Origin of the sequence: Staphylococcus sp. GDY8P72P, from assembly GCF_016890655.1 — a bacterium.
GTDB classification, from domain to species: Bacteria; Bacillota; Bacilli; order Staphylococcales; family Staphylococcaceae; genus Staphylococcus; species Staphylococcus arlettae.
The window spans coordinates 95,111-121,502 of the sequence record NZ_JAFEQJ010000014.1 but is presented as its reverse complement, the minus strand read 5'-3'; the positions used below and the strand labels follow the sequence as shown (position 1 = coordinate 121,502).

At 34.0% G+C, this 26,392-nt stretch carries 28 protein-coding genes, 2 pseudogenes and 2 riboswitches; of the genes and pseudogenes, 14 read left to right on the top strand and 16 right to left on the bottom strand.

What is annotated here, in order from left to right; genetic code table 11:
- Positions 1 to 159: pseudogene (locus JVU85_RS07255) on the bottom strand (helix-turn-helix domain-containing protein); the annotation flags it as partial.
- Between the two features lie 156 nt (positions 160 to 315).
- Positions 316 to 792, bottom strand: a complete 477-nt coding sequence (locus tag JVU85_RS07250; protein WP_002509923.1) for a nucleoside deaminase — start codon at positions 790 to 792, stop codon at positions 316 to 318.
- A gap of 160 nt (positions 793 to 952) precedes the next feature.
- Between JVU85_RS07250 and JVU85_RS07245 the strand changes: the two genes are divergently transcribed.
- Positions 953 to 1,459: a cupin domain-containing protein gene (locus JVU85_RS07245; protein ID WP_002509922.1), complete on the top strand. Its 507-nt coding sequence runs from the start codon at positions 953 to 955 to the stop codon at positions 1,457 to 1,459.
- Between the two features lie 64 nt (positions 1,460 to 1,523).
- On the opposite strand, the gene JVU85_RS07240 is transcribed toward JVU85_RS07245, so the two are convergent.
- Positions 1,524 to 2,372: a YitT family protein gene (locus JVU85_RS07240; protein WP_193325422.1), complete on the bottom strand. Its 849-nt coding sequence runs from the start codon at positions 2,370 to 2,372 to the stop codon at positions 1,524 to 1,526.
- A gap of 184 nt (positions 2,373 to 2,556) precedes the next feature.
- Between JVU85_RS07240 and JVU85_RS07235 the strand changes: the two genes are divergently transcribed.
- Entirely contained in the window at positions 2,557 to 2,757 is a 201-nt protein-coding gene (locus tag JVU85_RS07235) for a hypothetical protein (RefSeq protein ID WP_002509921.1), read from the top strand.
- A 565-nt stretch (positions 2,758 to 3,322) separates the two neighbouring features.
- On the opposite strand, the gene JVU85_RS07230 is transcribed toward JVU85_RS07235, so the two are convergent.
- The 7 genes from JVU85_RS07230 to xpt all read right to left on the bottom strand — a co-directional run bounded on the left by JVU85_RS07230 (position 3,323) and on the right by xpt (position 10,563).
- Entirely contained in the window at positions 3,323 to 3,931 is a 609-nt protein-coding gene (locus tag JVU85_RS07230) for a DUF3885 domain-containing protein (protein WP_204172211.1), read from the bottom strand.
- 233 nt (positions 3,932 to 4,164) lie between these two features.
- Positions 4,165 to 4,467, bottom strand: a complete 303-nt coding sequence (locus JVU85_RS07225; protein WP_002509919.1) for a hypothetical protein — start codon at positions 4,465 to 4,467, stop codon at positions 4,165 to 4,167.
- Between the two features lie 325 nt (positions 4,468 to 4,792).
- Positions 4,793 to 5,488: a hypothetical protein gene (locus JVU85_RS07220; protein ID WP_107376730.1), complete on the bottom strand. Its 696-nt coding sequence runs from the start codon at positions 5,486 to 5,488 to the stop codon at positions 4,793 to 4,795.
- Positions 5,489 to 5,641: 153 nt separating this feature from the next.
- Positions 5,642 to 7,183 carry a glutamine-hydrolyzing GMP synthase gene (guaA, locus tag JVU85_RS07215; RefSeq protein WP_204172210.1) on the bottom strand — a complete coding sequence of 514 codons (1,542 nt, stop codon included), beginning with the start codon at positions 7,181 to 7,183 and terminating at the stop codon, positions 5,642 to 5,644.
- A gap of 20 nt (positions 7,184 to 7,203) precedes the next feature.
- A complete protein-coding gene (gene guaB, locus JVU85_RS07210) occupies positions 7,204 to 8,670 on the bottom strand; it encodes an IMP dehydrogenase (protein ID WP_021459320.1) in 1,467 nt (488 codons plus the stop codon).
- 34 nt (positions 8,671 to 8,704) lie between these two features.
- Entirely contained in the window at positions 8,705 to 9,973 is a 1,269-nt protein-coding gene (pbuX, locus tag JVU85_RS07205; protein WP_103388593.1) for a xanthine permease PbuX, read from the bottom strand.
- Complete coding sequence (xpt, locus tag JVU85_RS07200) at positions 9,970 to 10,563, bottom strand: xanthine phosphoribosyltransferase (protein WP_002509193.1); 594 nt, start codon at positions 10,561 to 10,563, stop codon at positions 9,970 to 9,972. Before xpt ends, pbuX begins: the two co-directional genes overlap by 4 nt.
- 240 nt (positions 10,564 to 10,803) lie before the next feature.
- Positions 10,804 to 10,906, bottom strand: a riboswitch (purine riboswitch).
- 213 nt (positions 10,907 to 11,119) lie between these two features.
- Here xpt and JVU85_RS07195 point away from each other — a divergent pair.
- From JVU85_RS07195 to JVU85_RS07180, 4 genes are all read left to right on the top strand, one after another.
- Positions 11,120 to 11,530, top strand: a complete 411-nt coding sequence (locus JVU85_RS07195) for a general stress protein (protein ID WP_021459322.1) — start codon at positions 11,120 to 11,122, stop codon at positions 11,528 to 11,530.
- A gap of 520 nt (positions 11,531 to 12,050) precedes the next feature.
- Positions 12,051 to 12,725 carry a hypothetical protein gene (locus JVU85_RS07190; protein ID WP_002509583.1) on the top strand — a complete coding sequence of 225 codons (675 nt, stop codon included), beginning with the start codon at positions 12,051 to 12,053 and terminating at the stop codon, positions 12,723 to 12,725.
- 127 nt (positions 12,726 to 12,852) lie between these two features.
- Positions 12,853 to 13,848, top strand: coding sequence for a hypothetical protein (locus JVU85_RS07185; RefSeq protein WP_002509584.1), 996 nt, complete (start codon positions 12,853 to 12,855; stop codon positions 13,846 to 13,848).
- Positions 13,849 to 14,038: 190 nt separating this feature from the next.
- The gene (locus tag JVU85_RS07180; RefSeq protein ID WP_002509585.1) at positions 14,039 to 15,424 is read left to right on the top strand and encodes an L-cystine transporter; all 1,386 of its coding nucleotides are present in this window, start codon (positions 14,039 to 14,041) and stop codon (positions 15,422 to 15,424) included.
- 258 nt (positions 15,425 to 15,682) lie between these two features.
- Here the strand turns inward: JVU85_RS07180 and JVU85_RS07175 are convergent, their stop codons facing one another.
- Both JVU85_RS07175 and nfsA read right to left on the bottom strand, forming a co-directional pair.
- Positions 15,683 to 16,261, bottom strand: a complete 579-nt coding sequence (locus tag JVU85_RS07175; protein WP_002509586.1) for a hypothetical protein — start codon at positions 16,259 to 16,261, stop codon at positions 15,683 to 15,685.
- A gap of 83 nt (positions 16,262 to 16,344) precedes the next feature.
- A complete protein-coding gene (gene nfsA / locus JVU85_RS07170; RefSeq protein ID WP_204172209.1) occupies positions 16,345 to 17,100 on the bottom strand; it encodes an oxygen-insensitive NADPH nitroreductase in 756 nt (251 codons plus the stop codon).
- Positions 17,101 to 17,280: 180 nt separating this feature from the next.
- Here nfsA and JVU85_RS07165 point away from each other — a divergent pair, with 180 nt between their 5' ends.
- From JVU85_RS07165 to JVU85_RS07135, 7 genes are all read left to right on the top strand, one after another.
- Entirely contained in the window at positions 17,281 to 18,060 is a 780-nt protein-coding gene (locus JVU85_RS07165; protein WP_103388597.1) for a 2-keto-4-pentenoate hydratase, read from the top strand.
- 512 nt (positions 18,061 to 18,572) lie between these two features.
- Positions 18,573 to 19,142: an alkyl hydroperoxide reductase subunit C gene (gene ahpC / locus JVU85_RS07160; protein ID WP_002509589.1), complete on the top strand. Its 570-nt coding sequence runs from the start codon at positions 18,573 to 18,575 to the stop codon at positions 19,140 to 19,142.
- A gap of 16 nt (positions 19,143 to 19,158) precedes the next feature.
- A complete protein-coding gene (gene ahpF, locus JVU85_RS07155) occupies positions 19,159 to 20,703 on the top strand; it encodes an alkyl hydroperoxide reductase subunit F (protein ID WP_002509590.1) in 1,545 nt (514 codons plus the stop codon).
- Between the two features lie 320 nt (positions 20,704 to 21,023).
- Positions 21,024 to 21,365: a hypothetical protein gene (locus JVU85_RS07150; RefSeq protein ID WP_002509591.1), complete on the top strand. Its 342-nt coding sequence runs from the start codon at positions 21,024 to 21,026 to the stop codon at positions 21,363 to 21,365.
- 135 nt (positions 21,366 to 21,500) lie between these two features.
- The gene (locus tag JVU85_RS07145) at positions 21,501 to 22,118 is read left to right on the top strand and encodes an NDxxF motif lipoprotein (protein ID WP_107373808.1); all 618 of its coding nucleotides are present in this window, start codon (positions 21,501 to 21,503) and stop codon (positions 22,116 to 22,118) included.
- 291 nt (positions 22,119 to 22,409) lie between these two features.
- The gene (locus JVU85_RS07140) at positions 22,410 to 22,625 is read left to right on the top strand and encodes a hypothetical protein (protein ID WP_021459327.1); all 216 of its coding nucleotides are present in this window, start codon (positions 22,410 to 22,412) and stop codon (positions 22,623 to 22,625) included.
- Between the two features lie 218 nt (positions 22,626 to 22,843).
- Positions 22,844 to 23,206: a hypothetical protein gene (locus JVU85_RS07135; protein WP_002509594.1), complete on the top strand. Its 363-nt coding sequence runs from the start codon at positions 22,844 to 22,846 to the stop codon at positions 23,204 to 23,206.
- Between the two features lie 20 nt (positions 23,207 to 23,226).
- On the opposite strand, the gene JVU85_RS07130 is transcribed toward JVU85_RS07135, so the two are convergent.
- Positions 23,227 to 23,805, bottom strand: a complete 579-nt coding sequence (locus JVU85_RS07130; protein WP_103388600.1) for a histidine phosphatase family protein — start codon at positions 23,803 to 23,805, stop codon at positions 23,227 to 23,229.
- Positions 23,806 to 23,935: 130 nt separating this feature from the next.
- Between JVU85_RS07130 and JVU85_RS07125 the strand changes: the two genes are divergently transcribed.
- Complete coding sequence (locus JVU85_RS07125; RefSeq protein ID WP_103388601.1) at positions 23,936 to 24,304, top strand: hypothetical protein; 369 nt, start codon at positions 23,936 to 23,938, stop codon at positions 24,302 to 24,304.
- A 53-nt stretch (positions 24,305 to 24,357) separates the two neighbouring features.
- Here the strand turns inward: JVU85_RS07125 and JVU85_RS07120 are convergent.
- The 3 genes and pseudogenes from JVU85_RS07120 to JVU85_RS07110 form a co-directional block, all read right to left on the bottom strand.
- Positions 24,358 to 24,985 (bottom strand): annotated as a pseudogene (locus tag JVU85_RS07120) (LysE family translocator).
- Positions 24,986 to 25,262: 277 nt separating this feature from the next.
- On the bottom strand, positions 25,263 to 25,577 hold the full coding sequence (locus JVU85_RS07115; protein ID WP_021459332.1) for a DMT family transporter: 315 nt from the start codon (positions 25,575 to 25,577) through the stop codon (positions 25,263 to 25,265).
- Positions 25,577 to 25,903: a DMT family transporter gene (locus JVU85_RS07110; protein ID WP_002509599.1), complete on the bottom strand. Its 327-nt coding sequence runs from the start codon at positions 25,901 to 25,903 to the stop codon at positions 25,577 to 25,579. The genes JVU85_RS07115 and JVU85_RS07110 overlap by 1 nt, the downstream gene beginning before the upstream one ends.
- A gap of 49 nt (positions 25,904 to 25,952) precedes the next feature.
- Positions 25,953 to 26,048, bottom strand: a riboswitch (guanidine-I (ykkC/yxkD leader).
- Between the last annotated feature and the right edge of the window lie 344 nt (positions 26,049 to 26,392).

The window sequence follows — 26,392 nt, the reverse complement described above, 5'->3', positions numbered from 1 at the left end:
TCTATAAGTTTCACCATTTCGATACCATCGCCACCAAGTTTTTACCTGTGTGCTATTTTTGATATTTAATGCTTCCATAATTTCTTTTACAGTATATCAAGCTTCTTTCATTTCAATCGTTTTATATTTTGTTTCTATTGAATAAGACATTATTTTCATAGAAAAAACACCTCCGTATGATTCATTTTAAATGAATTCAACGAAAGTGTTTTTATTTTATTCCCACTAATTGGGGTCAGTTCAATTATCACTTAAGGTTTGATCACATGCTTGCACTTATTATTTAGATAAATGTTTGAATTATACAGTCTTTTATCATTGTTGATGAAAACGATAATGTAATTGTCTTACTTCTTCAGCTAAATCTTCTACTGGTCCTTCAACTTCAGTATCAGCAATGACATCTTGAATGCGTAAATTACGAACTTTAGCAGGCGGGACGTCTAACTCTTTTAGCCACTGAGCCAATTGAACCGATGAACTTGCGTAGACAATGCGGTTAAGACCTACCCAACCATGTGCAGCTGCACACATTGGACAATGTTCTCCAGAAGTATAAACCGTAGCTGTAGCACGTTCAGTTTCAGATAAGTGATTTGCTGCCCAACGCGCTATCGCAAATTCAGGGTGTTGTGTATGATCACCACCAGAGACATGGTTAAAATCCTCAAATAATATTTCCCCATCTGCTGCAACAAGTATAGAGCCAAAGGGTTCGTCATTCGTTTGCAATGCAGTTTCAGCCAATGTAATACAGCGTCGTAAGTACTTTAAATCTTGTTCATTTATCATTGTACTACTCCTCCCCCTCAATCAATTAACTTTTAAATATAACTTTAATATAGCGTAGTCGAGATAGCTAATATTTCATCATAATGCATACTTAATTCTGATGAAATATGTTTAAAAGCCTACCTGATGAGAGAATTAGTAATGTAAGGAGGTCACGCATATGAATGAATTAACAGACAACCAAATTAGTACTTATCAATTTACCGATGATGGCACAATTCCGAATAACCCCACATATCCATTAGTTATATATAAAGATATACTCACTAGCACTGATAACCCCGAACAGATTTTAGCACATAATAATTGGCTAGGCAGTTGGCGTGGTGGCATATTCAACCAACACCATTATCACAGTAATACCCATGAAGTACTTGCAGTTGTAACTGGAGAAGCTTTTCTCCAACTTGGCGGTGCTTCAGGTAAACAATTAGCTGTCGCATCTGGTGATGTCCTCATTTTACCAGCAGGCACTGGTCATAAATTAGTCGATAGTAGTCCCGATTTTACTGTTGTTGGCGCCTATCCTAATGGTATAAGTTATGATTTCTGTACAGGACAACCACAAGAACGTCCTCAAAATGTCGATAACATCGCAACGGTAACACTACCTGCAAAAGACCCTTTATTTGGTAGCCAAGGTCCTTTATTCAATTATTGGCAATAAACAAATAAGCTAGAAAAGTTGAATTATACTTTTCTAGCTTACTTTATGTGTATTAACTTTTTTATTATGTGATGTTATTAATAAAAGTACTGCCTAGTACATCTCTGACATCATGTATCACTAAAAATGCTTTATCATCTTCTAAATATACTAAATTTTTAGTTTTTGTCACTTGCGATTGAGGCACTACTACATAAAGCATACCTGAGTCATTTTTTGAGTAACCACCCTTACTCGGTAAAATCGTTGAACCTCTACCAGTGAAACTATTAATTTTGTCAGCAATTTGTTCATTATGTTCTGAAATAATCGTTACCGCTTTTTTAGGGTTAAAACCTTCAATGACAAACGATGTTGCGCGTTCCGTAATAAACAACATAATTATCGTAAATAGTACGTTTTTTAAAGGTAATACCATTAAAAATGATAACACGATTAAACTATCTAGTAAGAAAATAGATTTAGCAGTTTTAAATCCAAAATATTTATTTAATATTCTAGCAATAACAGCAGGTCCTCCTACCGTACTGCCTGTCGACAAAACGATACCCACACTAATACCAATAATCGCTCCACCAAATACTGAGTTGATAACAAAATCATCAATCCCTAAATTTATATCTTTAGTAAGTCCTAAAAATAATGAAAGTGCAGTATTGGATATAACAGTATAAATAGCTACTTTTTTACTTAAAAATTTCCAACCTATAATAATAAGAACTACATTTATTAGTAATGTGGTGATTGCTGGTGAAAAACCAAAAGCATATTTTAATGCTAATGAAATACCGACCGTTCCGCCATCTCCCAAATTAGATCCTAATAAAAAACCATTTACGCCGATAGCATTTATCAAAGTACCAATTAAACAAAGAATGATATTTTTATAATGATTGTTGAACATTGCTACCATCTTCTCACCTTCCCTTACTTTTAATTAACCCGTACATACTACCATATAGCTAGCTAAAAATGATACGCATTTTTTTAATTTTCACTAAATAAACGCTACCACTTAAACTCCATTGTTCAGATACAGCGTTGCATGTTAAATTAGCACTAAAGTAGTTAACCTACCCAGCATAGGAGGTGATAAAATGACCACGATCTTGTACATACATCACGTAATTAATCTTATATTCATGATTATTTTATTTATATTGAATTTCACTAATTTTGGTGGCACACCAGCCTTAATTGTATTAGCCATACTCTTTATCATTAATACCATCTTATTAATAAGAGCAAACAGCAAACAAGTGAAGAATAGCGACACTAAACCAGAAGATTTCAAATAGAAGTGACAGTGTCACAATGGGCGTGTATTATAATTTCTAACAAATCCGAACCATCTAGTAATAACATTAAAGCAATATTTTGGGCTACCTTGCCAATATACATGTACTTTATTATCTTATCGATACATACGATATTAACGAAAGAAAGTACCACTGCAGCCTTCCTAGCTACTTCGAGTTTAATAACTTTTGCACCAATGCTCACACTAGTAACTAGTAAATATTTGAATACGAGAAAACCTAAAAGGATAAGATATTATAAAAATGAGCAAAATTAAATATGATTATAACTACTTACTAATGGCGATTCCTCTATTAATCCTAGCTAAATTGGCCCCAGTCACTTTTGTCGTAGCTATAATCTGTTTATGCTGTGGCTTTGAGACTCGCAAATAAAGCAATTTAGTATTAATAGTAAGCAAACTTATCCAATATTAAACTAGAGGAGCAATGAACTTAAATGTCCATTGCTCCTTTTAATATAACTTTTTTCAATGAATAACAAACTAAATCTATAACTTCACTGTTATCTAAAAAATAAAAACTAGAGTAGTGACTAAAAATACTAAATCTTCTCATTATCAATATCAAATATTAAATGACTATACTTTTTACAATATCTTGAAAAGTCCTCATCCTTATTAAAAGCTAACCAAAGACCTCTATCATCATATAAATGATATATTAAATTTTTGGTGTTATTTATTATATATATTTCAGAGTAATTATAATCTTGCTTAATATTTGGAATTAACCCTTTAAAATCTTGATTGGATATAGCTTTTAATAACCGTTTATATTTAATGTTACTTACAAAACAATGGTATGTGAACTCATCACACAAAACATCATTGTCGTCCACTTTTCGATATTCTTTAAAATAGAATAACTCTTCAAGACTCAGCGTTGTAAATTTTTTAATCATATTCGTTTTTTTATAAGGTTTATTATAAGTATATACAACGTGAACTAAATTTATAAAATCAGAAGACCAAAATAAGTCTTCAAAAATATTTATAGCATTTTTATAAACAGTTGAAAAATAATCTTGATTTATAGTGTCACCACCATCTAATAACTGGTATTGACCCTCACTTAAACTTAAATGACATGTGCTTTCTAAATTCCGAAAATTTAATGTTTTAATATCTATATTGTCTTTATCAAAATACATAATATTCACACCTTATCCCCTTTATTTTTGAGTGAATTTTTGCAATATCAACGTCACTTTGCTTCAATAACCATTTATTCAATTGTACCAAGTTTTAGTTACCTTTTTATTACTATCACACATCGAAAAATCACCTAAAATCTTCAATTTTTAGACGTCACCTATTCCTATTAAAGGCAAAATAAAAAGAGCTAGAAACTGCATGATAACAAAATTTCTAACCCTTTATAGATTTATCCATTTTCTAAATTCTTTATTTTCTGTTTATATTGTACTAAGGTATCATATTTTTCCTTAGGTGCAGTTTTAGATAATAATACATCATATGACTCGTCATAAATTCTTTTAGCTTCAGATTTCTTTTCTTTGTTTACTGTTCTATATATATCGTCAATTTCTTCAAATATGCTTTCATTTTTATTTAAATAAATAAGTTTTTCTTTATTAGCATCTCGATCAATCAAACCATCTCTTATACCATATTTAATCGCATAATAAAGTAAAATAGCAGATAAAATTATGTATACGAAAACCAATTAACCACATCCTTAATATTTTATATTAGCGAGAATTTTAATAATTACCTTCTCTCTTTTCTTTTAACTCTTTAATCATGTAGTAAAGGTTTACTAAGGAACATATGAATGCTCCAACACCTAATGCAATAGAATTATCATAAAATGAGTATATAGCAAAAATGAATGCAACTAAAAAGATAATAAAAGATACGCTTATCTCGATATTCTTCCACATATAAATATTCCTCTTTACTGTCATTGTTTAATTTTCAAATTTATGCACATAACATTATCTATAAAATAAGTATACCACCACTATTATAATAATTTTTGACGCATAATGTTATTTACTGTATTCAATTTTACTTGCTAATTCAGCTATTGTTTTGTTATCTGTAGGCTTAACATCAACAGTTTCGATATTTTCTTCAATTGCTTTCTTTGTCACTTCATCCATGTTGCTGTAATCACTCATTTGTGAATCTGCCCACCGGTAAGGAACTTTATTATACACATTTATCGTCCCATCGCCATTACTACTATAGGTCACTGAGCCACCAGCCTTTATAGGTGCTTCTAATTTCACAACATCTTCCTGATACACAGCGCTATTTTCAGCCTGTGGATTTACTTTTGATCCTTTTGGTATTTCTTTCACATATAACGTATCCATACCTTTCATATTATTTTTCATAGGTCCTAATTGTTCCCAGATTCTAGCATATTCTATTTCTTTAGAACTAAAATCAGCTAAATAACTTTCTTTATTATTTTTGGTTTGTTTTTCTTCTGACTCATTTTTATTAGTGTTGTTTTTAGTGTTGTCTTCTCTACTTGCTTCAGTTTTATCATCGTTAGTAACTTCATTATTTTTACTTTCTTCTATCGCTGCATCATCTTTATTCTTTTCTTCAGTCTTTGCTTGATTGTCTGTGTTATCACTTTGTGTATTGTTTGAGCCTTCTGAAGTATCACTATTACAACCTACAAGTATTAATGATAATGTAATTGTAACACTAGCTAAAGTTAACTTTTTCATACAATATAACTCCTTTCAACGTATTATTTTAAGCGTAACACAACATTAATAAACAACAAATAGTTAGCAAATTTTTTATGTTCTTAAAACACATATAACTTTAAACACATTAAAAACCCCTTAGGCTTATACCTAAGGGGTTGCATCATTCTATTATTCCCACTCGATTGTGCTTGGTGGCTTAGAAGTAATATCGTAGACTACGCGGTTCACGCGATCTACTTCGTTAACGATACGACTTGAAATCTTTTGTAAGACTTCCCAATCGATACGGGCAAAGTCACTTGTCATACCATCAATCGATGTTACAGCACGGATTCCGACCGTATGATCGTATGTACGGTAGTCTCCCATGACACCTACAGATTGAATGCCTGGTAATACTGTAAAGTATTGCCAGATTTCACGTTCTAACCCTTCTTCACGAATGACTTGGCGTAAAATAGCATCTGATTCACGTACAATTTCTAATTTGTCTTCAGTAATTTCACCTAACACGCGGATTCCTAGTCCTGGACCCGGGAAAGGTTGTCTCCATACTAAATGCTCTGGAATACCTAATTCGATACCTAATGCACGGACTTCATCTTTGAATAGTGTATTGATTGGTTCGATTAATTGGAATTCCATGTCTTCTGGTAATCCACCAACGTTATGGTGTGATTTAATTGTTTGTGCAGTTTTAGTACCTGATTCAATGACGTCAGTGTACAACGTACCTTGTGCTAAGAAATCGACACCTTTTAGTTTTGAAGCTTCATCGTCAAAGACATAAACAAATTCGTTACCAATAATTTTACGTTTTTGTTCAGGGTCAGATACGCCTGCTAACTTATTCATAAAACGTTCTTGGGCATCTACACGAATAATATTCATATTGAAGCCTTCACCAAACTGTTCCATAACCATGTCGCCTTCACCTTTACGTAATAAACCATGGTCTACAAAAATACATGTCAATTGGTCACCAATCGCTTTGTGTAACAGCACTGCTACTACTGATGAATCTACACCGCCACTCATCGCACATAAGACACGACGGTCACCAACTTGTTCGCGAATTTTGTCAATTTCAATTTCGATAAAGTTTTCCATTGACCATTCGCCTGTACATTCACAAACACGGCGTACAAAGTTACGTAATAAGTCATTACCAAATTCAGTATGACGTACTTCTGGGTGGAATTGCACACCGTAAATACGGCGTGCTTTATCTTCAATTGCAGCGTAATTTGTGCTAGGGCTATCTGCAATTACTTCGAAACCTTCTGGAATTTCAATTACTTTATCTGAATGACTCATCCAAACATTTTGCTCTTCAGGTAAACCAAAGAACAATTCATCTGTTTTAGCATTAATCACAGCTTTACCATATTCACGCTCGTTTGCACGCTCTACTTTACCACCTAATAATTTAGTAGTTAGTTGCATACCGTAGCAAATACCTAAAATAGGAATACCTAAATCATAAATTGCTGAATCAATTGTAAATGAGCCTTCTTCATATACTGAATTCGGTCCACCTGATAATATGATTCCTTTTGGATTCATACGTTTAATTTCTTCTATTGAAATTTCATGGTCGTGTAATTCACTGTAGACGCCCATCTCACGAATGCGTCGTGTAATCAATTGATTGTATTGGCTACCAAAGTCTAGTACAAGGATTAATTCTTGCTCTTTCGCCATTTCCATAATTGTTTATCTCCTTTGACTTAGAATGAATAGTTTGGTGATTCTTTAGTAATTTGAATGTCGTGTGGATGACTTTCTGCTAAACCAGCAGGTCCCATGCGTGTAAATTGAGCTTCTTCTCTTAACGCTTCTAAGTTTCTTGAACCTGTGTAACCCATTCCTGATCTTACGCCACCCATTAATTGATAAACTGTATCTTGTAATGAGCCTTTGAAAGCAATACGTCCTTCAATGCCTTCTGGGACGAATTTTTTAGGCGTTTTATCTTGTTGGAAGTAACGATCATTTGAACCACTTTCCATAGCTCCTAGAGAGCCCATGCCACGGTATACTTTATATTGTCTACCTTGGAAAATCTCAGTTTCGCCAGGACTTTCTTCAGTACCTGCAAGTAAGCTACCTAACATTACGGCATGTCCTCCAGCAGCTAATCCTTTAATGATGTCACCAGAGAATTTAATACCGCCGTCAGCAATAATCGCTTTACCATGTTTGCGTGCTTCAGACGCACAATCATAAATTGCTGTAATTTGTGGCACACCTACGCCTGCAACGACGCGAGTCGTACAGATTGAACCTGGACCAATACCAACTTTTACAACATCTGCGCCTGCTTCGAATAATGCTTTTGTAGCTGGACCTGTCGCAACATTACCTGCAACTAATGTTACTTCTGGGAATGTTTCTTTAATATGTCTCACTTGTTCAATTACACCTTTGGAATGACCATGTGCTGTGTCAATAACTAAAGCATCAACGCCTGCTTCAACTAATTTTTCAGCACGAATATCTGTATCTTTTGCGATACCGATTGCCGCGGCAACAAGTAATCTACCGTGACTGTCTTTCGCTGATTGTGGGAATTCTAATACTTTTTCAATATCTTTAATTGTAATTAAACCTTCTAAACGACCATTTTCGACAAGTGGTAATTTTTCGATTTTATGTTCTTGTAGCAGTTCTTCTGCTTCATCAAGTGTTGTACCTACTGGTGCTGTGACTAAATCTTCTTTTGTCATAACATCTGAAATTTTAATTGAAAAATCTTCAATAAAGCGTAGATCACGATTTGTGATGATACCGACAAATTGACGCTCTTCATTATTATTAACAATTGGGACACCTGAAATACGATATTTACCCATTAATGCTTCTGCTTCATATACACTTTCTTCTGGTGTTAAATAAAATGGATCCGTAATAACACCATTTTCTGAGCGTTTTACTTTTTGTACTTCATCAGCTTGATCTTCAATGTTCATATTTTTATGGATAACACCAAGTCCACCTTGACGTGCCATAGCAATTGCCATTTTAGATTCAGTAACTGTATCCATACCAGCAGAAATCAATGGAATATTTAATTTGATTCTATCCGATAATTGCACGCTTAAATCCACGTCTTTCGGCAAGATATCTGATTCCGCTGGTAACAATAATACATCATCAAAAGTTAAAGATTCTTTTTCAAACTTATTTTCCCACATTTAGTACAGCCTCCAATTTTTATTTATAGTTACATTATTTCATAACTTCTGTCGTTTGTTGATACTTTATACCATTAAAAAAGAAATTCAGAATAATTGCTGATAATGCGCCTAGAACAATACCATTTTGCGTTAACCAAGCAAATTGCTCACCTAATGATTCAAACGCTTGAGGTACTGCACTTATACCCGTTCCTAGTCCAACTGATACCGCAATAATCAACAAATTATTTTGATTTTTAAAATCGATATTACCTAATATACTAACACCATATGCCATAACCATGCCAAACATAGCAATCATGGCACCGCCTAATACTGGTAATGGAATCATGTTAGCCAAAGCACCCAATTTAGGGATACAACCACATATCAATAACAAAATGACCATGCCATAGATAACATTGTTTTTCTTAGCACCTGACAATGAAACCAAGCCCACATTTTGTGAATATGCCGTATACGGAAAAGCATTAAACACAGCACCTAACATAATCGCAAGACCTTCGGCAGTATAACCTTTACGAAAATCTTTACGGTCAAGTTGTTTTCCTGTAATTTGACTTAGCGCATGATAGACACCAGTAGATTCGATTAAACTCACTAAAGCTACAATAAAGAATACGAGTGTTGCTCCAAAATCAAAACTAAACATTGAAAAGCGAAATGGCTGTGGTAAAGCAAACCAATGTGCTTCTCCTACTTGCTTCACATCAACACTACCGAATGTAGAAGCCAGTATTGTCCCAACAAGCAAGCCAATCAAAATTGCGATGGATTTAAAAAATCCAGTTGTCAATCGTTGAATAATTAAGATAACCAACAGTGTAACAACGCCTAACACAATATTATTGCCATTGCCGTAATCTTTAGCACCTTCACCACCAGCTAAATAATTCATAGCCACTGGCATTAAATTAATCCCAATAATTGTAACGACACTACCTGTTACAACAGGCGGGAAAAATCTAACGAGTTGCGAGAAAAACGGTGCAATGATGACGACTAAAATACCTGATAAGAATAATGAGCCATATAATACATCTATACCTTTAGTCTGTCCTATTAAAATCATTGGAGCTACGGCTGTAAATGTACAACCTAGAACTATAGGTAAACCTGTCCCCGTCCCTTTCCATACTTGTAAAAATGTCGCGACACCACACATAAAAATATCTATCGTAACTAAAAATGCAATTTGTTCAGGCGTAAAGTCTAAACTAGTCCCTACAATAATAGGTACGAGAATGGCTCCCGCGTACATAGCTAATAAATGTTGAACACTTAAAATAAACGTCTTCATATTTGTGTGCCTACTTCTTCGCTGGCAAATGTCACTTTATTACCTTGCAATGAAGCTACTTTACATAATGAAGAAACACGTAATCCTGCGTCCTCTAATCGTTGTCTGCCAGGTTGGAAACTTTTTTCGATAACAATGCCTACTCCCGCTGTTGAAGCTTGGGCTTGTTTAACAATTTCATTCAATCCTAATGAGGCATCTCCATTAGCTAAAAAGTCATCAATAATAAGTACTCGGTCATCTTTGGCTAAAAATTCATTTGAGACAATAACCGTACTCGTTGTATTTTTAGTAAATGAATGAATATCAGCATGATAGACATCTTGTGTTAAAGTGCTTGGTTTTGCTTTTTTCGCAAACAAACACGGTACATTAAACTGTAATGCTGCCATTATTGCAGGCGCGATACCTGAAGCTTCGATCGTTAATATTTTAGTAATGCCTTCATCCTTAAATTGCTCATAAAACGTTTGTCCCACTTGTTGCATCAGGCCTGCATCGATTTGATGATTTAAAAAACCATCTACTTTTAAAATCTTTTCATCAATTACAATACCGTCCTCTTTTACTTTGCGTTCCAACAAATCCACTCGAAAAAACCTCCTCAATTTGTATACAAAAAAAACCCTAAACCAACAAAGTTTCAGGATCTACGAGTGAACAAGCCATACAACTATGTAACTAGCATTTAAAAGCCAGATAATTGCTTATCTAAGTGCTAAAGTTGAATAAACATTTCCCGTTGCTATTCTGCGCAAGCACTTTATGTATGATAAGCCCTATTGTTTTTAATATCATGTGAATAATAAAAGCAATAGTTTTACATTGTTTTGTATTGGGGTGTTACTCATAGTCATATCGTTAATGGCGACATGGTAGAAACTTCTAAAGCCGTATTCTTCAGATTATATGAGTTAGATAAATTATTATACGATAATACCAAATTCCACCTTTTTTTTCAATATATACATTGTCCGCAATATTATTTCGAGCACGATTACACTGCACGTTGCAATCGTTTTCTATAGTGTTTTCATGGTGTTTGTCAAGATACGAGAAACATTATATAATTTAATAAATTCGTTTTATTTTCATGCTTCAAGGGTAAACATGCAATAAGTGAAAACAACAAGTGGAGGGGTAACCATGACAGAATTTACTGTAGTCGATAATGCAGAGAGTTTATATCAAGCAATTGATAGTAAGAGAGCAGAGGGGTATAAAGATTACGAACTATCAGTGCTAAGTAAATCTAAATTACATTTAGATGAATTACATGATTCAGAAATCAATCTAACATCTACTGGTGGCACATTTAGTGATAAAGTGGCTAAAATCATGACTGGCGAAGATACTGAAAGTGTAGTACTTGCAAACTACAACCTTTCTGATGAAGCGTCTGAACGTTATAAAAAAGAACTTATGGACAATAAATTTATTTTAGTTGCTGCTAAAGATACAAGTTCCCATGAAGAAGTGAATCACTTAAATGCCGCATATGATGAAAAGATTCTCGGTAAACATTTTTCTGAAGAAACACGTGGACCAAAATCTTAAAGCTACAAACAGTAAAAGACTGGACTATTATTAATAATAGTCCAGTCTTTTTATATTGTCTGTAGTTACACTTTAGGTATCAGTTCTGCTACTACTTTTCATAAATATGGGTATGGGCAAAATCCTGCGAAATAACTCTCAGCGAAGACTACCAGCTGAGGCAAAGCCCGCGGAAAGCGTGCACAAAAACTGTCAACAAAGTCATAGATTATGTCGATAAGCTATGGTGGTATGAGACGATTCAATAATATTCCATTCTTACTTTAGAACATAGACTACTTCAGGTAATAGTTCGTCTAAATCTGGCATGAAATATGGGCAGTTTTGGGCCGACTCCTGTGGGAATAGCACTGGCCGAAGACTACAGGCTGAGGCAAAGCCCGCGGAAAGCGTGCACAAAAACTGCCAACATAGCAGGAAGCTATGTTGCATTCCTTTTCATAATAAAAAAATATTTCATCCATACATAGAAAAAGCCATATGCTATAATGGGCAAAACAACAAACGTGGAGGTTTAAGTATGGAATTTAAAGTAGTGAAATCCGTCAATGATCCATTATTTAAAGAAGCAATCCAGCTCTATGATGCTAAATTAGACGTATCTTTAGCTGAAGGAGAAAAGATATTCCGTCAATCTTTAGAAAATAAATATACGAAAGATGATTATATCTTTCTCGTAGGTCTAGAAGATTGCCAAGCAGTAAGTCTGGCAACAGCACATTACGAAGCTACAACCAACTCATCTTTTTTAATTTATCTTATTGCCAAAGACAACCCCAACCACGACGAAGTTATCGCTTTAACATTAGAAGAAATTCAAAAAGAGATTAACCATTTATCCAATCAATTACATTCACGAGATGTTAACTTTATTATGCTAGAAGTGAAACAAGAGCCTGAAGACACAGAACAACTTGAAGACCAATCAACTATTTTAAGTAATCGTCGCCGCTTTCTGTTTGAACATGGCTTTGAAAAACAAAACGACATTGACTATATCGCACCGCAACGTAAAGGGGAAAGTCTAGAGTCACCTATGGATTTATTTATTAAACCAAATATCGAATTAACAAAAGATATTTATGGCGCTAGTATCAAATCAAATTATATCTTAAAATACGTTTTCGCTAACAAAATACCTCGCAGTGAAATCTACCCCCTTTTAGAGGAAATGGACCTACGTAAGCAGTCTTAATTTTACAAGGAACACTTGAAATGAAGACTTAAAGGGGTTAAACTAACATAGAAGTAAGACTGACGTTTCACTAACCGAAGACAAACGTCCGTATACATAATCACATATTAAGAAAGGGATTATCTCTATGTTAACGAAAGAATTTGCTCAACGTGTTGAACTAAGTGAAAAACAAGTACGTAAAATAGTACAACATTTAGAAGAACGTGGTTATCAACTTAGTAAAACTGAATACCGTGGCCGTGAAGCTACTGATTTCCATGAAGAAGATATTGAATTATTCCAAGATATCGCAGAAAAAGTCAAACAAACAAATAGTTACGATTTAGCCTTTGACGAACTAGAAAAAGAAAAAGACTTCTTACAAGTATTAGTCAAAGACACAGACGAACAATTACCAGCTGACCAAAATGTTGCTAATGTCATTGAAGACTTACGTACAGAATTGGAAAAAATGCGTGAAGAGCGCCACATGCTTGGTCAAATGATTAGCCAAGTACATAATCAACAAAACGAATTACGTGAGTTACAAAATCAAATCACTACAAAAATAGACGCAAATACGGAATCACTGACTGCATTACAAACATCTACTGAAGAAATTAAAACAACTCAGTCTGATATTCAAAGTGCGCAAAAAGAGCAATCTGAATTAGTAAAATCCAGTGTGGCAAATGAAACAATTGCAGCTAAACCTAAGCAGGAAGCTCAGACGGCAACATCTGAAGCTAATACTGAAACTGCTACGTCAACGAACGACAGTCAATCAGAAACAGCGTCAGCTAAATTAACTGAAGACGAGATTACATCTACTTCAACTAATTCTGAAAACCATGCAGCAAAAACACCACAAACTGCAAGTACGACTGAAGCAACTTCAGCTAAAACAACTACAGATGAAATTACTGAATCAACTGCGGAAAGTACTTCATCAACAAATGTTGCTGAATCTGAATCATCATCTGAAGAATCAACGACAAAATCTGAAGATCACAGTGAGACAACTAATACATTCAGCATAAATGACTCAGCTCAATCCGAACCAGCAAGTGAATCTGCACAATACAATTCACAATCACAAGGTGAGAAAAAAGGCTTCTTTGCACGTCTGTTTAATTTATAATATAAAGCTATTTTTATAGTCTAGACTCCGGTCTAGACTTTTTTTAATGCTCTAAAGATTGTAATAATATTCTGACTATAATTTTTATAGTAATATTTGAGTTTTTCCTCTTGAATAAATATTGTTTTGCTACTATCCTTATTAGGTATGTCGGATTAAATTATATTAAAAGAAAGTGTAGGTCTTTACTATGTTATTTACTATTATTAACATAATTGTATTTGTGGCCTTCATCATCGGATTATATATTATGGCTAAAAGACACGTATCTTTCCCTAAACGTGTATTCACTGCATTAGGTGTAGGGATTTTATACGGGGTAGCCATCCATCTTATCTATGATGTCGATAGTAGTATAACTAAACAAACAACTGATTGGTTTAGTGTTGTCGGAGACGGTTATATTGCCTTGTTACAAATGATTGTTATTCCATTAATTTTTATTTCTATTGTTTCAGCGTTCACCAAAATACAAATCGGTGAAAAATTTGCGAAGATAGGCGTTTGGATCTTCGTATTCTTAATTGGTACAGTAGCTATTGCAGCTATTGTTGGTATTATTTCAGCATTAATATTTGGATTAGATGCTTCAACAATTGACTTAGGTAATGCTGAAAGCTCACGTGGTAGTGAAATTGCTAGCCAAGCAAAAGATATGACAGCACAAACATTACCTCAACAAATTTTAGAGTTACTACCAAGTAACCCATTCTTAGACTTCACAGGACAACGTACTACATCAACAATTGCAGTCGTTATCTTTGCAGCCTTTATAGGTTTTGCATTTTTACGTGTTATGCGTAAACAACCTGAAAGTGGCAATGTTTTAAAACGTGGTATCGATGCATTATACGCGTTAGTTATGTCTATTGTAACGTTCGTATTACGCTTAACACCTTATGGTATTTTAGCAATTATGACTAATACTATTGCTACAAGTGACTTTGCGGCAATTTGGACACTTGGTAAATTTGTAATTGCATCTTATGCAGCACTTATTACTATGTATATTATCCATTTAATTATTATTGGTGGTATTGGGTTAAATCCTATTACCTTCGTGAAAAAAACGGGAGAAGTATTACTTTTCGCTTTTACATCACGTTCAAGCGCTGGTACATTACCACTTAATGTGCAAACACAAAAAACACGTTTAGGTGTACCTGATGGTATTGCTAACTTCTCCGCATCATTCGGTTTGTCTATAGGACAAAACGGTTGTGCCGGTATTTATCCCGCAATGTTAGCTGTGATGGTTGCGCCAGCAGCTGGCGTTGAAGTGAATTTACAATTCATTTTATCCGTTATCGGTGTTGTTATTATAAGTTCATTCGGTGTAGCCGGTGTTGGTGGCGGTGCAACTTTCGCCTCTATACTCGTATTATCAACATTAAATCTTCCTGTCGCATTAGCAGGTGTCTTAATCTCAGTAGAACCATTAATCGATATGGGTCGTACGGCATTAAACGTCAACGATTCTATGCTTGCTGGTGCAGGTACTGCTAAACTTACAGATAACTTAGATAAAGATACGTACAACGATAGTACTTACGGTGAACTTACTGCCAATAATTAAACACCTAGTTACTATGTAATATTTATCTAACAAAAAACACTTCGTTAAATTCATCACAGCATGAATTTTAACGAAGTGATTTTTTATATAGATTGCTTACTTTTTTAGTAACAAGTCTCCCTATGCCCTTCCTATTATTCACCAATTTAAAAACAACGACTTAACCCTTTTCGTTAGAGGAATAAGTCGTTGTTCATCTTGCTACAGCTTTTGTCTTTATTTGTATGTTTTCACCAGACACTCAAATTGCTAGCTTCTTTATGCTATAGGTTTGAAAGGGCCCCAAGTAATCTTCTTCTTACTATCTAATGGCGTTTGCTTAATCTCATGAGAGACGTCATCAAACCACTTTAAAAATGCTGCATATTTATCAAGTTGGGCTTCCATACTTTCTTCCGAAATGTCATGTAAATACCAGGTTTTACTTTCAAATTCGAATTGAATTTGTGTGTAAGCCATTCGCGTTAAGTGTGCACGATCATATAAACAATGTGCTTGTTTTACAATATTATCCACTTGCGGCAATAGATTGTGTGCAATGATGTTTTTGTGCTGTGTATTATCCAAATCATTCCACATTCTTACCTGACCATTCATTTGAAAGAAAATGTCCATAGTTGGATCTTTTTCATCAAAGGAAATTAATATAAATATACGTTCTGCCGTATGATCTACGCAGTTTAATGTACTTACAATGATTTTACTCGCTATTTTCGCCCAATATTGTTGTGCTTCTTCTGGAGTAAGTTGGTTGTTATCTATATGTGTATCACGCTTTTTTTCACTTGGACCCACTGCATCTGTGTTTTCATTCTTCTTAAATAATCTATCAAACATGCTCAACACAACCAACCCCTCTCTATAGTTACACAAAACTAAAAAACTTTTCGACACTAACACCATGTCATGGTATAGCTTGCTTACTGCTTAATAAAACCTGACTTATTCAGTTGTTCCAACATTTCAAGTCTTTGTTTACTACTCATAAAGCCAGCAATTTGATCTGACCATGTTTCTGAATGTTCTCCATTCGTACGATTACGATAATATTCACTTACTGTTTGGTCAAAAGCTTCAATTTTTTGTCGTTGACGTTCTTTGTCGCTATTATATTTGTTTTGATGGAAGATGTGTTCTAAAGGTAGACGTGGCTTAGGTTCGCCATTTTCATCGTCTGCAGGTTCGCCGAGAGCCATACCAAATAGTGGGAAAGTATGTTCAGGTAAACCAAGAATATCTTTAACACGTGCTACGTCGTTACGTAAAGATCCTAAATAAACCATGCCATAACCTTTATCTTCAGCAGTAACGGCAATATTTTGTGCTACTAAAGCCACATCAATTGCACCGACTAATAGACCTTCAGCAGATTCAAAAGACACGCTCATGTCTACTTTTTTATCGTCGTTAATCGTAGCATGTCTGTAATAATCCATAACGAACACTAATAAATATCCATTTTCAACAACGTAAGGCTGTCCTGACACTTCTTTTAATTGCTCTTTAATAGTAGGATCATTAATTCCGATAATCGAATACGTTTGTAGGTAACTAGATGTAGAAGCATTTTGACCTGCTTCTATTAATTCTTTTATCGTTTCCTCGGGAATGTCATTAGGCTTGAATTTTCTTACTGAATGATGTTGTTTCAATAAGTTATATACATAATCTGTCACATTAATCGCTCCTTATTTGTAAATTTCATACTTCACTTTAACAAATAAAATCGATTAACCCTTATTATAATGCTTACCCGTTTTCTCAACTTTTAAATATATTGAAAGTAAAATCATTTCTCGTTATGATAATTATAATGATAATAGTAACAATTTTCTGAAAATTTAAGGAGAGATTATATGTCAAAGGATACTAAAGTTATTGCAGATTCACTTTTCACTGCTTTCAAGGCGCATGAACCTATTGATTTTGTGAGCAACACATATAATATAACTGAAGCTGACGCATATCATACGCAATCATTATTAATAGAACAATTGCAAACTGTTGATAACTCTAATATCGCTGGCTATCGTGTTAATATGACTAATGACGCTACTCAAATACTTGCGAATACTAATGAACCTGCATACGGGACTATTTTATCCAGTAAAATTGTTCAATCCAATGAATCTATCTCATTATCGAGCCTATTTAATCCTCTCATAGAACCTGAAATTATGTTTATCGTAACAGACGACATTCCTATGGATGCTGATGATGCTACTATTTTGTCATGTGTTGATATCGCACCAGGTTTAGGAATTGCCGACGCCCGCTATAAAAATTGGTTCCCCAACTTTACTTTAAGTGATTTTATCTCAGATAATTCAGCCACAGGACTTGTTGTCGTTGGAGAAATTGTTCCAGCATCAACAATTTCCGCATTAGCGAATGTAGAAATGACATTAACACACAATAGTATAGAGGTTGCTGAAGGTTCCGCCGAAATCGTCTTGGGAAACCCCTTCAAATCATTAACATGGTTAGTTTCTAAATTACAACAGCACAACAAACAATTAACGAAAGGTCAACTTGTGGCTTCCGGTACGTTTATAAGAGCCTTACCAATAACTCATGGTACGTACCACGCTACTTTTACTGATATTGGTGAAATTAGCGTAACCTTTGTTGATTAAGCTACCATACATGCCTGATAAAACGAGACTGGGACAATATTGATTGTCCTAGTCTTTTTTCATATTGGCAGTAGCTGACTGCATTGAAAATACGCTTCAAATCAAGCTTGTTTCAATGCTAGTCATCCTTTCCGGGGTGGGACGACGAAATCATTTTTTCAAAATCAGATTTCTGTCCCACTCCCTTTTTATTATTTTAGGGTATTTTCATCTTCTAAATGATGTTTAGTTGAGAATAAAAGTGGCTAATTGATATTAGTAGATTGCTAAATAAGTTATTACTACCTAACAAAATACACTTTACCGAATACGATGTCAGAGTGACACTGGTAGTTATAGAAACTAGGTCGTAATAAACATTTATTATGCAATGTTGTTTGTTGACTATTTCACAATGTCATGTGATAATGAATATCGGAGATTAGAATAATTATCATCAAACAATTGAAATAATCAATTGTTACAATCTTCGTGTCAATAAAAGTAACATACAATTTAGGAGGATGTTTTTCATGTCTTTAATCAATAAAGAAATTTTACCATTCACAGCGAATGCTTATGATCCACAACAAGATGAGTTCATCGAAGTATCAGAGGAAAATCTTAAAGGTTCTTGGAGTGTAGTATGCTTCTATCCTGCAGATTTCTCATTCGTATGTCCAACTGAATTAGAAGACCTACAAGGTCAATATGATAAATTACAAGAGCTTGGTGTAAATGTATTCTCAGTATCAACTGACACACATTTCGTACACAAAGCTTGGCACGATCATTCAGAAGCAATCAACAAAATCAAATACACTATGATCGGAGACCCTTCTCAAACAATCACTCGTAACTTCGATGTGTTAGACGAAGATCTTGGTCTTGCACAACGTGGTACTTTCATTGTTGACCCTGATGGTGTAGTTCAAGCAGCTGAAGTAAATGCTGATGGTATTGGCCGTGATGCTAGTACGTTAGTACACAAACTTAAAGCAGCTCAATATGTACGTCAACACCCAGGTGAAGTATGCCCAGCTAAATGGGAAGAAGGTTCAGAAACATTACAACCTGGTCTTGATTTAGTAGGTAAAATTTAAGGAGGCATTGATTCGAATGCTTAATGATGAGTTAAAATCACAACTTAAACAACTACTGGAACTTATGGAAGGCGATGTAGTACTTCAAGCAAGTATCGGTTCTGATGATAAATCTAAAGAATTAGAAACATTATTAGACGAAGTTGCAAGTATGTCATCTCATATCTCAGTAGAAAATGCTGACCTTAAACGTACACCTAGCTTTTCAGTCAACCGTCCTAATGAACAGACTGGTATTACTTTTGCTGGTTTACCAATGGGTCACGAATTTAACTCACTTGTTCTTGCCTTATTACAAGTAAGTGGTCGAGCACCAAAAGAAGAACAAGCGGTTATCGATCAAATTTCAGCTTTAGATCGTCCACTACATTTTGAAACATATATTAGTTTAACATGTCAAAAATGTCCGGATGTAGTACAAGCCCTAAACTTAATGAGTTTATTAAATCCTAATATCACTCATACTATGATTGACGGTGCTATTTTCAGAGAAGAAGCTGAAAACATTATGGCCGTACCTGCCATTTTCCTTAACGGAGAAGAATTTGGTAATGGTCGTATGACAGTACAAGATATCTTAACAAGTTTAGGTAGTACAGCTGATCCAGCTGAGTTTGATAACAAAGAGCCATACGATGTATTAATCATTGGTGGCGGTCCTGCAAGTGGTAGTGCTGGTATTTACACTGCACGTAAAGGATTACGTACAGGTATTGTTGCTGACCGTATTGGTGGTCAAGTTAATGATACAGCAGCTATCGAAAACTTCATTACCGTTAAAGAAACTGACGGACCTAAGTTCTCTTCAGCACTTGAGGACCATATTAACCATTATGATATCGACGTTATGACTGGTGTGCGTGCGGATGATATCGAAAAAACTGACAGTGGTATTTTTGTAACTTTAGATAATGGTGCTAAGTTACAAAGTAAAACAGTTATTCTTGCTACTGGTGCACGTTGGCGTAAACTGCAAGTGCCTGGTGAAGAAGCCTTAATTAATAAAGGTGTTGCTTTCTGCCCTCACTGCGATGGTCCATTATTCGAAAATAAAGATGTTGCAGTTGTAGGTGGCGGTAATTCTGGTGTTGAGGCAGCAATAGACTTAGCTGGTATAGCAAGCCACGTAACCTTATTAGAACGTAATGCTGAATTACGTGCTGACGATGTATTACAACAGCGTTTAACTTCACTATCAAATGTAACAATAATCAAAAACGCTCAAACAACTGAAGTATTGGGCGACAATGCTGTAACTGGTATTGCCTATGAAGATTTAGCAACTGGTGCCAAACATGACATTACTCTTGACGGTATCTTTGTTCAAATCGGTCTATTACCAAATACAGAATGGTTAGATGACGCTGTTGAATTAAATGAAGCACATGAAATTAAAATTGATCGTCGTAATGCGACAAGTATGCCAGGCGTATTCGCTGCTGGTGATGTAACAGATGATCGCAATAAACAAATTATTATTTCTATGGGTGCAGGCGCAAATGCAGCACTTAATGCATTTGATTATATTATTCGTAATAGCGCTGAACCTGTACATCAATAAATTGACGATAACACACAAAGTAGACAACCCCTTTCGCATTAATTTGCGAAGGGGTTTTTATTTTCTATATATAATTTTTTGTCTGTAAGGACCTTAAATATTAGTTCTCCTAAAATCTTTTATAGATTGACAGTGTTTTATGCCGACTTCTGTGGGAATAACATTAGCCAAAGACTACAGGCTAATGCAAGGGCCCGCGCAAAGCGTGCATAAATAAACTGCCTACATAGGTATAATTTGTCGACAGTCTGAAGAGAGTCTTTTTGACTCTCCTTTTTATGTTATAATCGGCTCTAAAGTACTAGAAATTAGGTGTTTTTATGTTTTTACTTATTGTTGCCAGCATCCATCTCTACTTAATGAAACGTTTGAAAACTACATCTCCAACAAATAATTCAAGTCATAACGGCACAGCTTACCAATCAAAGCGCGCCATGTTAGGTCCCCTTTATTGGAAAACAGCACAGCATATGTACCAACGATTAACTACATATATATTTCGCAAAGTTTTTGTCATCGCCTTGCCTTTAACACTCATCGATATATGGTTATTCATAAGTTATCGCAATGGTATCATTTTAATTATTGAGGTCATTATCTATTTATTACTACTTATAATTATCTATAGATTAATAGAACGTAAATTAAAACAACTTCAGTAAATATCTTTTCTTGTTATCTCAGTTAGCAATGCCTATAATATTAAGAGGTTATTATATATTGCTCTATATACTGAACAAATTACCGTCGTTAATTAAATAACACGATTAAACAATATAAAGGAGTTTAATTACTGAATGAAGAAATTTAGAATTTTGTTATTATTATTTGCTACGCTATTCATGCTTGCTGCATGTTCTAATAACGAGGATGATGATAATAAACACAGTCAAAAAAATGCACCTAAAAATGTCCAGAATATTTCTGAAGATGACATATTTTCATCCTCAAAAACTGGAGAAAAAATAAGTACAGCAGAAATGAATAAAGCTATTAAAAAATACCTTGATGTTAACTCTGACATTATCGATAACAAATATCTTATGCAATACAAATTAGATAGACAAACTGGTACCGATACTAAAATCACTGATAAACAAGCACAACGCTTATCTAAATTATCTCAAAACGCTGTTAAAAACGATGTTCGTTTCAAAAAATTCATCGAATCTAACGACTTGCCAGAAGGATATAAACCCCATGCTGAACGAATCTTAAAATATTTCACTGCCTTAAACTCTACAATCAAAAATGTCGATAAAGATATTGAAGAATTAGATTATCAACCACAAAATAAACTAAATGTTGTTGATGTATCAGCCAAACATGCTGGTGACGTTAATGGTAAGCAACAAAAGAAAATTAAGCAATTTTTAGAAAAACATGATATTAACAGCGATGCTATCGATAAATAAAGTACAAATTATAAATTCACAAGAAAAATTGCACAATCATTAAGTTATTTCATTAACACCTATCAACAAAATAATACAATCATTACAAAATGATGACAACGTCCAATAACACCGCTACTAACCGTTTAAAGCAATGTTACACATCATGCATGTTCTTTAATAGCATACTTTTCGTAAAAAACCTTACATAATTGTAAGGTTTTTTATTGTTATTTAACTTTTGACACTAAGTTCTATTTGTTAAACTGAGTTTGTATTAGCACAGAGTATAAACTCAGACTGGAGGCACACATGGTTCTTACAATTTTAATTGGAGCAATGGCTGCTGTCTTCATCGCACTAGGTCTCGTAGATAAACAAGAAAAATATGGCTTTATTTCTGCTAAACACATTCTTTTAAGCATTACTTATGTAGTGATTGCAGTTGTAGTTGGCAGTGTCTTAGATAACATCGATGTCTTTTTCGAAGGCTTTCACAATAGTATAACAGCAGCCAAAAAATATTAACCTGACCATGTTGAATTTAACATGATCAGATTTTTTATATGCTTTAAGTTTCCGACAATTTTGCTGTACCCCGTTTAGTTTAATGTTATTCATTTTATAATTTTTAAAAATGATTTTTTATGATATTAAGATACAAAAAATGTAAATTGTTCTTTACTATACATTTAAGTTATGTGACAATATAAACAATATTATAAACATTGGGGTGTCAGGAAAAAATGAAATATCGTGTTCCTATGCTATTTTTAGCTATTATATTTATTTCGCTGTCAATCCTTACTATCGCATCTAACAATCCATCAGGGGGAAGTGGTGTCACTGTTGATCAACCACAAGATATATGGATGGTTGTTGCTTTCGCTGTAAGTATCTTTTTGCCAGCGCTAATACTAGGAATTTTTAATTCCACAGCTACTCGTGTCATTTCTAGCATTTATCAAATTTTGTTTGCGATACCTGCATTTATATTAACTTTAGGTATCATCTTTACAACCGCAGTACCGATACTTGTTTTTGTCTTATTTTTATCGACAATAGTGATTACTGCCAGTGCGGTTACCACTTTATGCGTCACTTCATAACGATACATACTTAAGCCTTATTACAATTCAACGTAATAAGGCTTACAATTTTCTATTTTTTTATCTATCACTTGTGCTTTAGTTTCGTATCCTAAATATACAAAAATACAACGAATAACCACTTGATGCGCTACAATAGCAATACTATCGAGTGATTTATCGACTTCCTGTTCAAAAAAGTGTTGCACGCGTGCTAAAACATCTTCATAACTTTCGCCTTCAGGTGCCTTTTGAGTGAAACTATGTCTAAATTCACGATAATTGTCATCATTAAAGAAATGTGTATATTCGCTTTGCTGTTCTACATCCTCAACATGTAATCCTTCAAAAATACCTAGTGAACGTTCTCTTAGTAATGCTGTTGTCTCAGCGGGTATATCTTTATCAAAAATTGCATTATATGTTTGTCTTGTACGTTGCAAATCAGATAAATAAATTTGCTGTACACGATGCTTATCAAAATATGATTGTAAAAACTGCGCATCTCGAGTCCCTTTTTCAGTTAATGGAACATCCAATTGGCCACAAAAGTAATTATTTCCTTGTTTTTTATCATAATTAGACTGGGATTCTCCATGTCGGATTAAATAGATTTTCATTACACTCGCCTCTTTTCTTTCACGTTTCTAATACATTCATTTTAGCTTAAGCTAACAATGCTGTCACATCGTACAATACAACTATGGTAATGACACACAATTTGTTATGCTGTGAATTGAGGTGATGACTATGAATAATCAAACGCACGCTCAAGACATACAAGGTGGACGTGTGCTCGCTGCTATAAGTTATTTTAGTATCTTTTTTGCCCCGTTGATATTACCACTGATCGTGTGGATTTTTGCTTATAAGCCAGCGTCTACTCACGCTATGAAAGCATTAATTTATCATATTATTACATTAATTTGTCCATTTTTCTTAATTTTTAGTGGCGGATTAAGTCTAGCTACTTTGCAAGACAATACGTCAAATTGGGTTTCTGTAGTAGGCATAATGATTACGCTATTGTTCATTATTTTAACTATATGGTATACGATCAAAAATGTTTATCGTGGCGTAAAAGTGCTCATTTCTAAAACAGCTTATTTTTATCCATAAAAAGGTTGGGTTGCTTAGTGTTAACACTCACACTTCGACAACTCAACCTTTAATTAATTTGCTTTACTCAACAATAAATTGATAGACAAACCAACTAAGATGAAGCCAACAGCGTAATCAAATAATGCTTTAATTTTACGATTAGCAAATAGTTTTTTGATATATTGAAAAATAAACACACAAAAAAATAAACCAAATTAAAATGACTGAAGTCACTATAGCTGATAGGATCGCTATTTGAGATGTCACTGCGCCACCAGTAGAAAGAAACTGAGGTAGAATACTAATATAGTATAGTAACGCTTTAGGGTTTAATAAAGTACTTACAATACCTTGTCTATAAGAATTCAAATAACTAACTTGTGCTATTTTCATTGTTTCTGGAGTGAAATTTAAACCTTGGCGTGCACTAATAATACTGCGAATACCTAAGTAAATTAAATAACATGCTCCTAATATTTTAATTACTAAAAACACATAATACATTTGCGCTAAAATAAAAATAATACCAAAAATTGCTAATAATGAATAAATGACATGCCCTGATGTAATACCTAAAGCTGCCATTGTCCCGTTAACACGACCTGAAGAAATAGAATTTTTCATTACAATAAAAAAGTCAGGTCCAGGCACAATAATAATCATTAGCGTGATGGTAATAAACGTAAGTAATCCTTCCAACACAGCTTCCCCCTTTATTTTTTATTGTTAGCTTATCAATCTAGCATCAACTGCGCAATTACCTACGCTAAATTTATAGAGTCGCTCCCTACTCTATATAGCTATACATTTTATTATATTATTATGTTATTTTTACTATTATATTGTTTGATTTCATTGATTATTGACTCGTATATATGATATATTAATGGTGTAGTTGGAATCCGACTACTAGTCTTTTATATTCATGAACATATTACTCTTGGAGGCAACTATGTGTTGCCTCTTTTTTTATATTTTAACTCAATAACTTTAACCCCACTGTGCTTGCTAAAATCACTGCAATACATATAATCCGTTTAATGTCTTTAGATTCTTTGAAAAACAACATCCCTATCAAGGCACCACCTACTGCACCTATTCCAGTCCATACAGCATAAGCAGTACTCATCGGTAAATTTTGCATAGCATAAGTTAACGCTACAAAACTCAAGGCAAACAATATTAACATGCCTAACAAGTCCTTACTACGTTTATGATGTGTGTATGCGTTTAATGCTGTAATTGCTAACATTTCAAATATACCTGCTAAAATTAAAATTGACCAAACCATTATTTTTTACCTCCTTCACTTGGCGTTACAAGTTTCAAGCCAATAACACCGGCTAACAAAGCAAAAATCAAGACGATTTTCCCTATTATTACGGGTTGCCCAAATACTACAAAATCAAGAATCGTTACGCCAGTCGTGCCTAATCCAACGAAAACTGCATATGATGTACCTACCGGCAAATATTGTGATGCATTAATTAGTAAATAGAAACTAACAATAATAGCAATGATAGTTAATAACCATTCTAATGTAGTACTTGCATGCGTTAATCCGACAGCCCATCCTACTTCAAAAATAGCTGCAATAATAATTTTCAACCAGTTCATTTTTTAAACCTCCTATAAAATAAAAAGCCTGAGAAATAGTGCTATCACTATCTCCCAGGCTTTTATCCTTCCGTGTCACATGAATACATGTGGCTTTCTCTCGGACCAGACTAACGACTGTTACGGAACCCTAGAAAGCTTTTATTTAATTACTTTTAGCTTATCAAATAGTCCATACTCGGTCAATAAAACTTTTCATTTTTCACTTTATTTTACTTTTGATTCTATAAATACGTTTTCATTATATCAAAAATTAAGCCAAAACTCTCCACATTTTAATCGTTTTAATGTATAATGAAATCACATTAGAATTATTCTAATGTGAAATTGAGAATAATAAAGTATCACAAGATTTATTTCGTAATAGTAAGTTGTCACTTTGATTTTTCGTAGTATACCAAACTAACACAATCACGTAAGACACACTAGCTAAATGGATTAAAACTTGTTTTAAGCACATATTAGAGATTTAAAATTTGATGAAAGGTG

What these genes read in the sequence shown, in the direction of transcription:
- JVU85_RS07250 (WP_002509923.1), bottom strand. Translation starts at nt 792, where the DNA reads ATGATAAATGAACAAGATTTAAAGTACTTACGACGCTGTATTACATTG.
- JVU85_RS07245 (WP_002509922.1), top strand. Translation starts at nt 953, where the DNA reads ATGAATGAATTAACAGACAACCAAATTAGTACTTATCAATTTACCGAT.
- JVU85_RS07240 (WP_193325422.1), bottom strand. Translation starts at nt 2,372, where the DNA reads ATGGTAGCAATGTTCAACAATCATTATAAAAATATCATTCTTTGTTTA.
- JVU85_RS07235 (WP_002509921.1), top strand. Translation starts at nt 2,557, where the DNA reads ATGACCACGATCTTGTACATACATCACGTAATTAATCTTATATTCATG.
- JVU85_RS07230 (WP_204172211.1), bottom strand. Translation starts at nt 3,931, where the DNA reads ATGTATTTTGATAAAGACAATATAGATATTAAAACATTAAATTTTCGG.
- JVU85_RS07220 (WP_107376730.1), bottom strand. Translation starts at nt 5,488, where the DNA reads ATGAAAAAGTTAACTTTAGCTAGTGTTACAATTACATTATCATTAATA.
- guaA (WP_204172210.1), bottom strand. Translation starts at nt 7,183, where the DNA reads ATGGAAATGGCGAAAGAGCAAGAATTAATCCTTGTACTAGACTTTGGT.
- guaB (WP_021459320.1), bottom strand. Translation starts at nt 8,670, where the DNA reads ATGTGGGAAAATAAGTTTGAAAAAGAATCTTTAACTTTTGATGATGTA.
- pbuX (WP_103388593.1), bottom strand. Translation starts at nt 9,973, where the DNA reads ATGAAGACGTTTATTTTAAGTGTTCAACATTTATTAGCTATGTACGCG.
- JVU85_RS07195 (WP_021459322.1), top strand. Translation starts at nt 11,120, where the DNA reads ATGACAGAATTTACTGTAGTCGATAATGCAGAGAGTTTATATCAAGCA.
- JVU85_RS07190 (WP_002509583.1), top strand. Translation starts at nt 12,051, where the DNA reads ATGGAATTTAAAGTAGTGAAATCCGTCAATGATCCATTATTTAAAGAA.
- JVU85_RS07185 (WP_002509584.1), top strand. Translation starts at nt 12,853, where the DNA reads ATGTTAACGAAAGAATTTGCTCAACGTGTTGAACTAAGTGAAAAACAA.
- JVU85_RS07180 (WP_002509585.1), top strand. Translation starts at nt 14,039, where the DNA reads ATGTTATTTACTATTATTAACATAATTGTATTTGTGGCCTTCATCATC.
- JVU85_RS07175 (WP_002509586.1), bottom strand. Translation starts at nt 16,261, where the DNA reads ATGTTTGATAGATTATTTAAGAAGAATGAAAACACAGATGCAGTGGGT.
- JVU85_RS07165 (WP_103388597.1), top strand. Translation starts at nt 17,281, where the DNA reads ATGTCAAAGGATACTAAAGTTATTGCAGATTCACTTTTCACTGCTTTC.
- ahpC (WP_002509589.1), top strand. Translation starts at nt 18,573, where the DNA reads ATGTCTTTAATCAATAAAGAAATTTTACCATTCACAGCGAATGCTTAT.
- ahpF (WP_002509590.1), top strand. Translation starts at nt 19,159, where the DNA reads ATGCTTAATGATGAGTTAAAATCACAACTTAAACAACTACTGGAACTT.
- JVU85_RS07150 (WP_002509591.1), top strand. Translation starts at nt 21,024, where the DNA reads ATGTTTTTACTTATTGTTGCCAGCATCCATCTCTACTTAATGAAACGT.
- JVU85_RS07145 (WP_107373808.1), top strand. Translation starts at nt 21,501, where the DNA reads ATGAAGAAATTTAGAATTTTGTTATTATTATTTGCTACGCTATTCATG.
- JVU85_RS07140 (WP_021459327.1), top strand. Translation starts at nt 22,410, where the DNA reads ATGGTTCTTACAATTTTAATTGGAGCAATGGCTGCTGTCTTCATCGCA.
- JVU85_RS07135 (WP_002509594.1), top strand. Translation starts at nt 22,844, where the DNA reads ATGAAATATCGTGTTCCTATGCTATTTTTAGCTATTATATTTATTTCG.
- JVU85_RS07130 (WP_103388600.1), bottom strand. Translation starts at nt 23,805, where the DNA reads ATGAAAATCTATTTAATCCGACATGGAGAATCCCAGTCTAATTATGAT.
- JVU85_RS07125 (WP_103388601.1), top strand. Translation starts at nt 23,936, where the DNA reads ATGAATAATCAAACGCACGCTCAAGACATACAAGGTGGACGTGTGCTC.
- JVU85_RS07115 (WP_021459332.1), bottom strand. Translation starts at nt 25,577, where the DNA reads ATGGTTTGGTCAATTTTAATTTTAGCAGGTATATTTGAAATGTTAGCA.
- JVU85_RS07110 (WP_002509599.1), bottom strand. Translation starts at nt 25,903, where the DNA reads ATGAACTGGTTGAAAATTATTATTGCAGCTATTTTTGAAGTAGGATGG.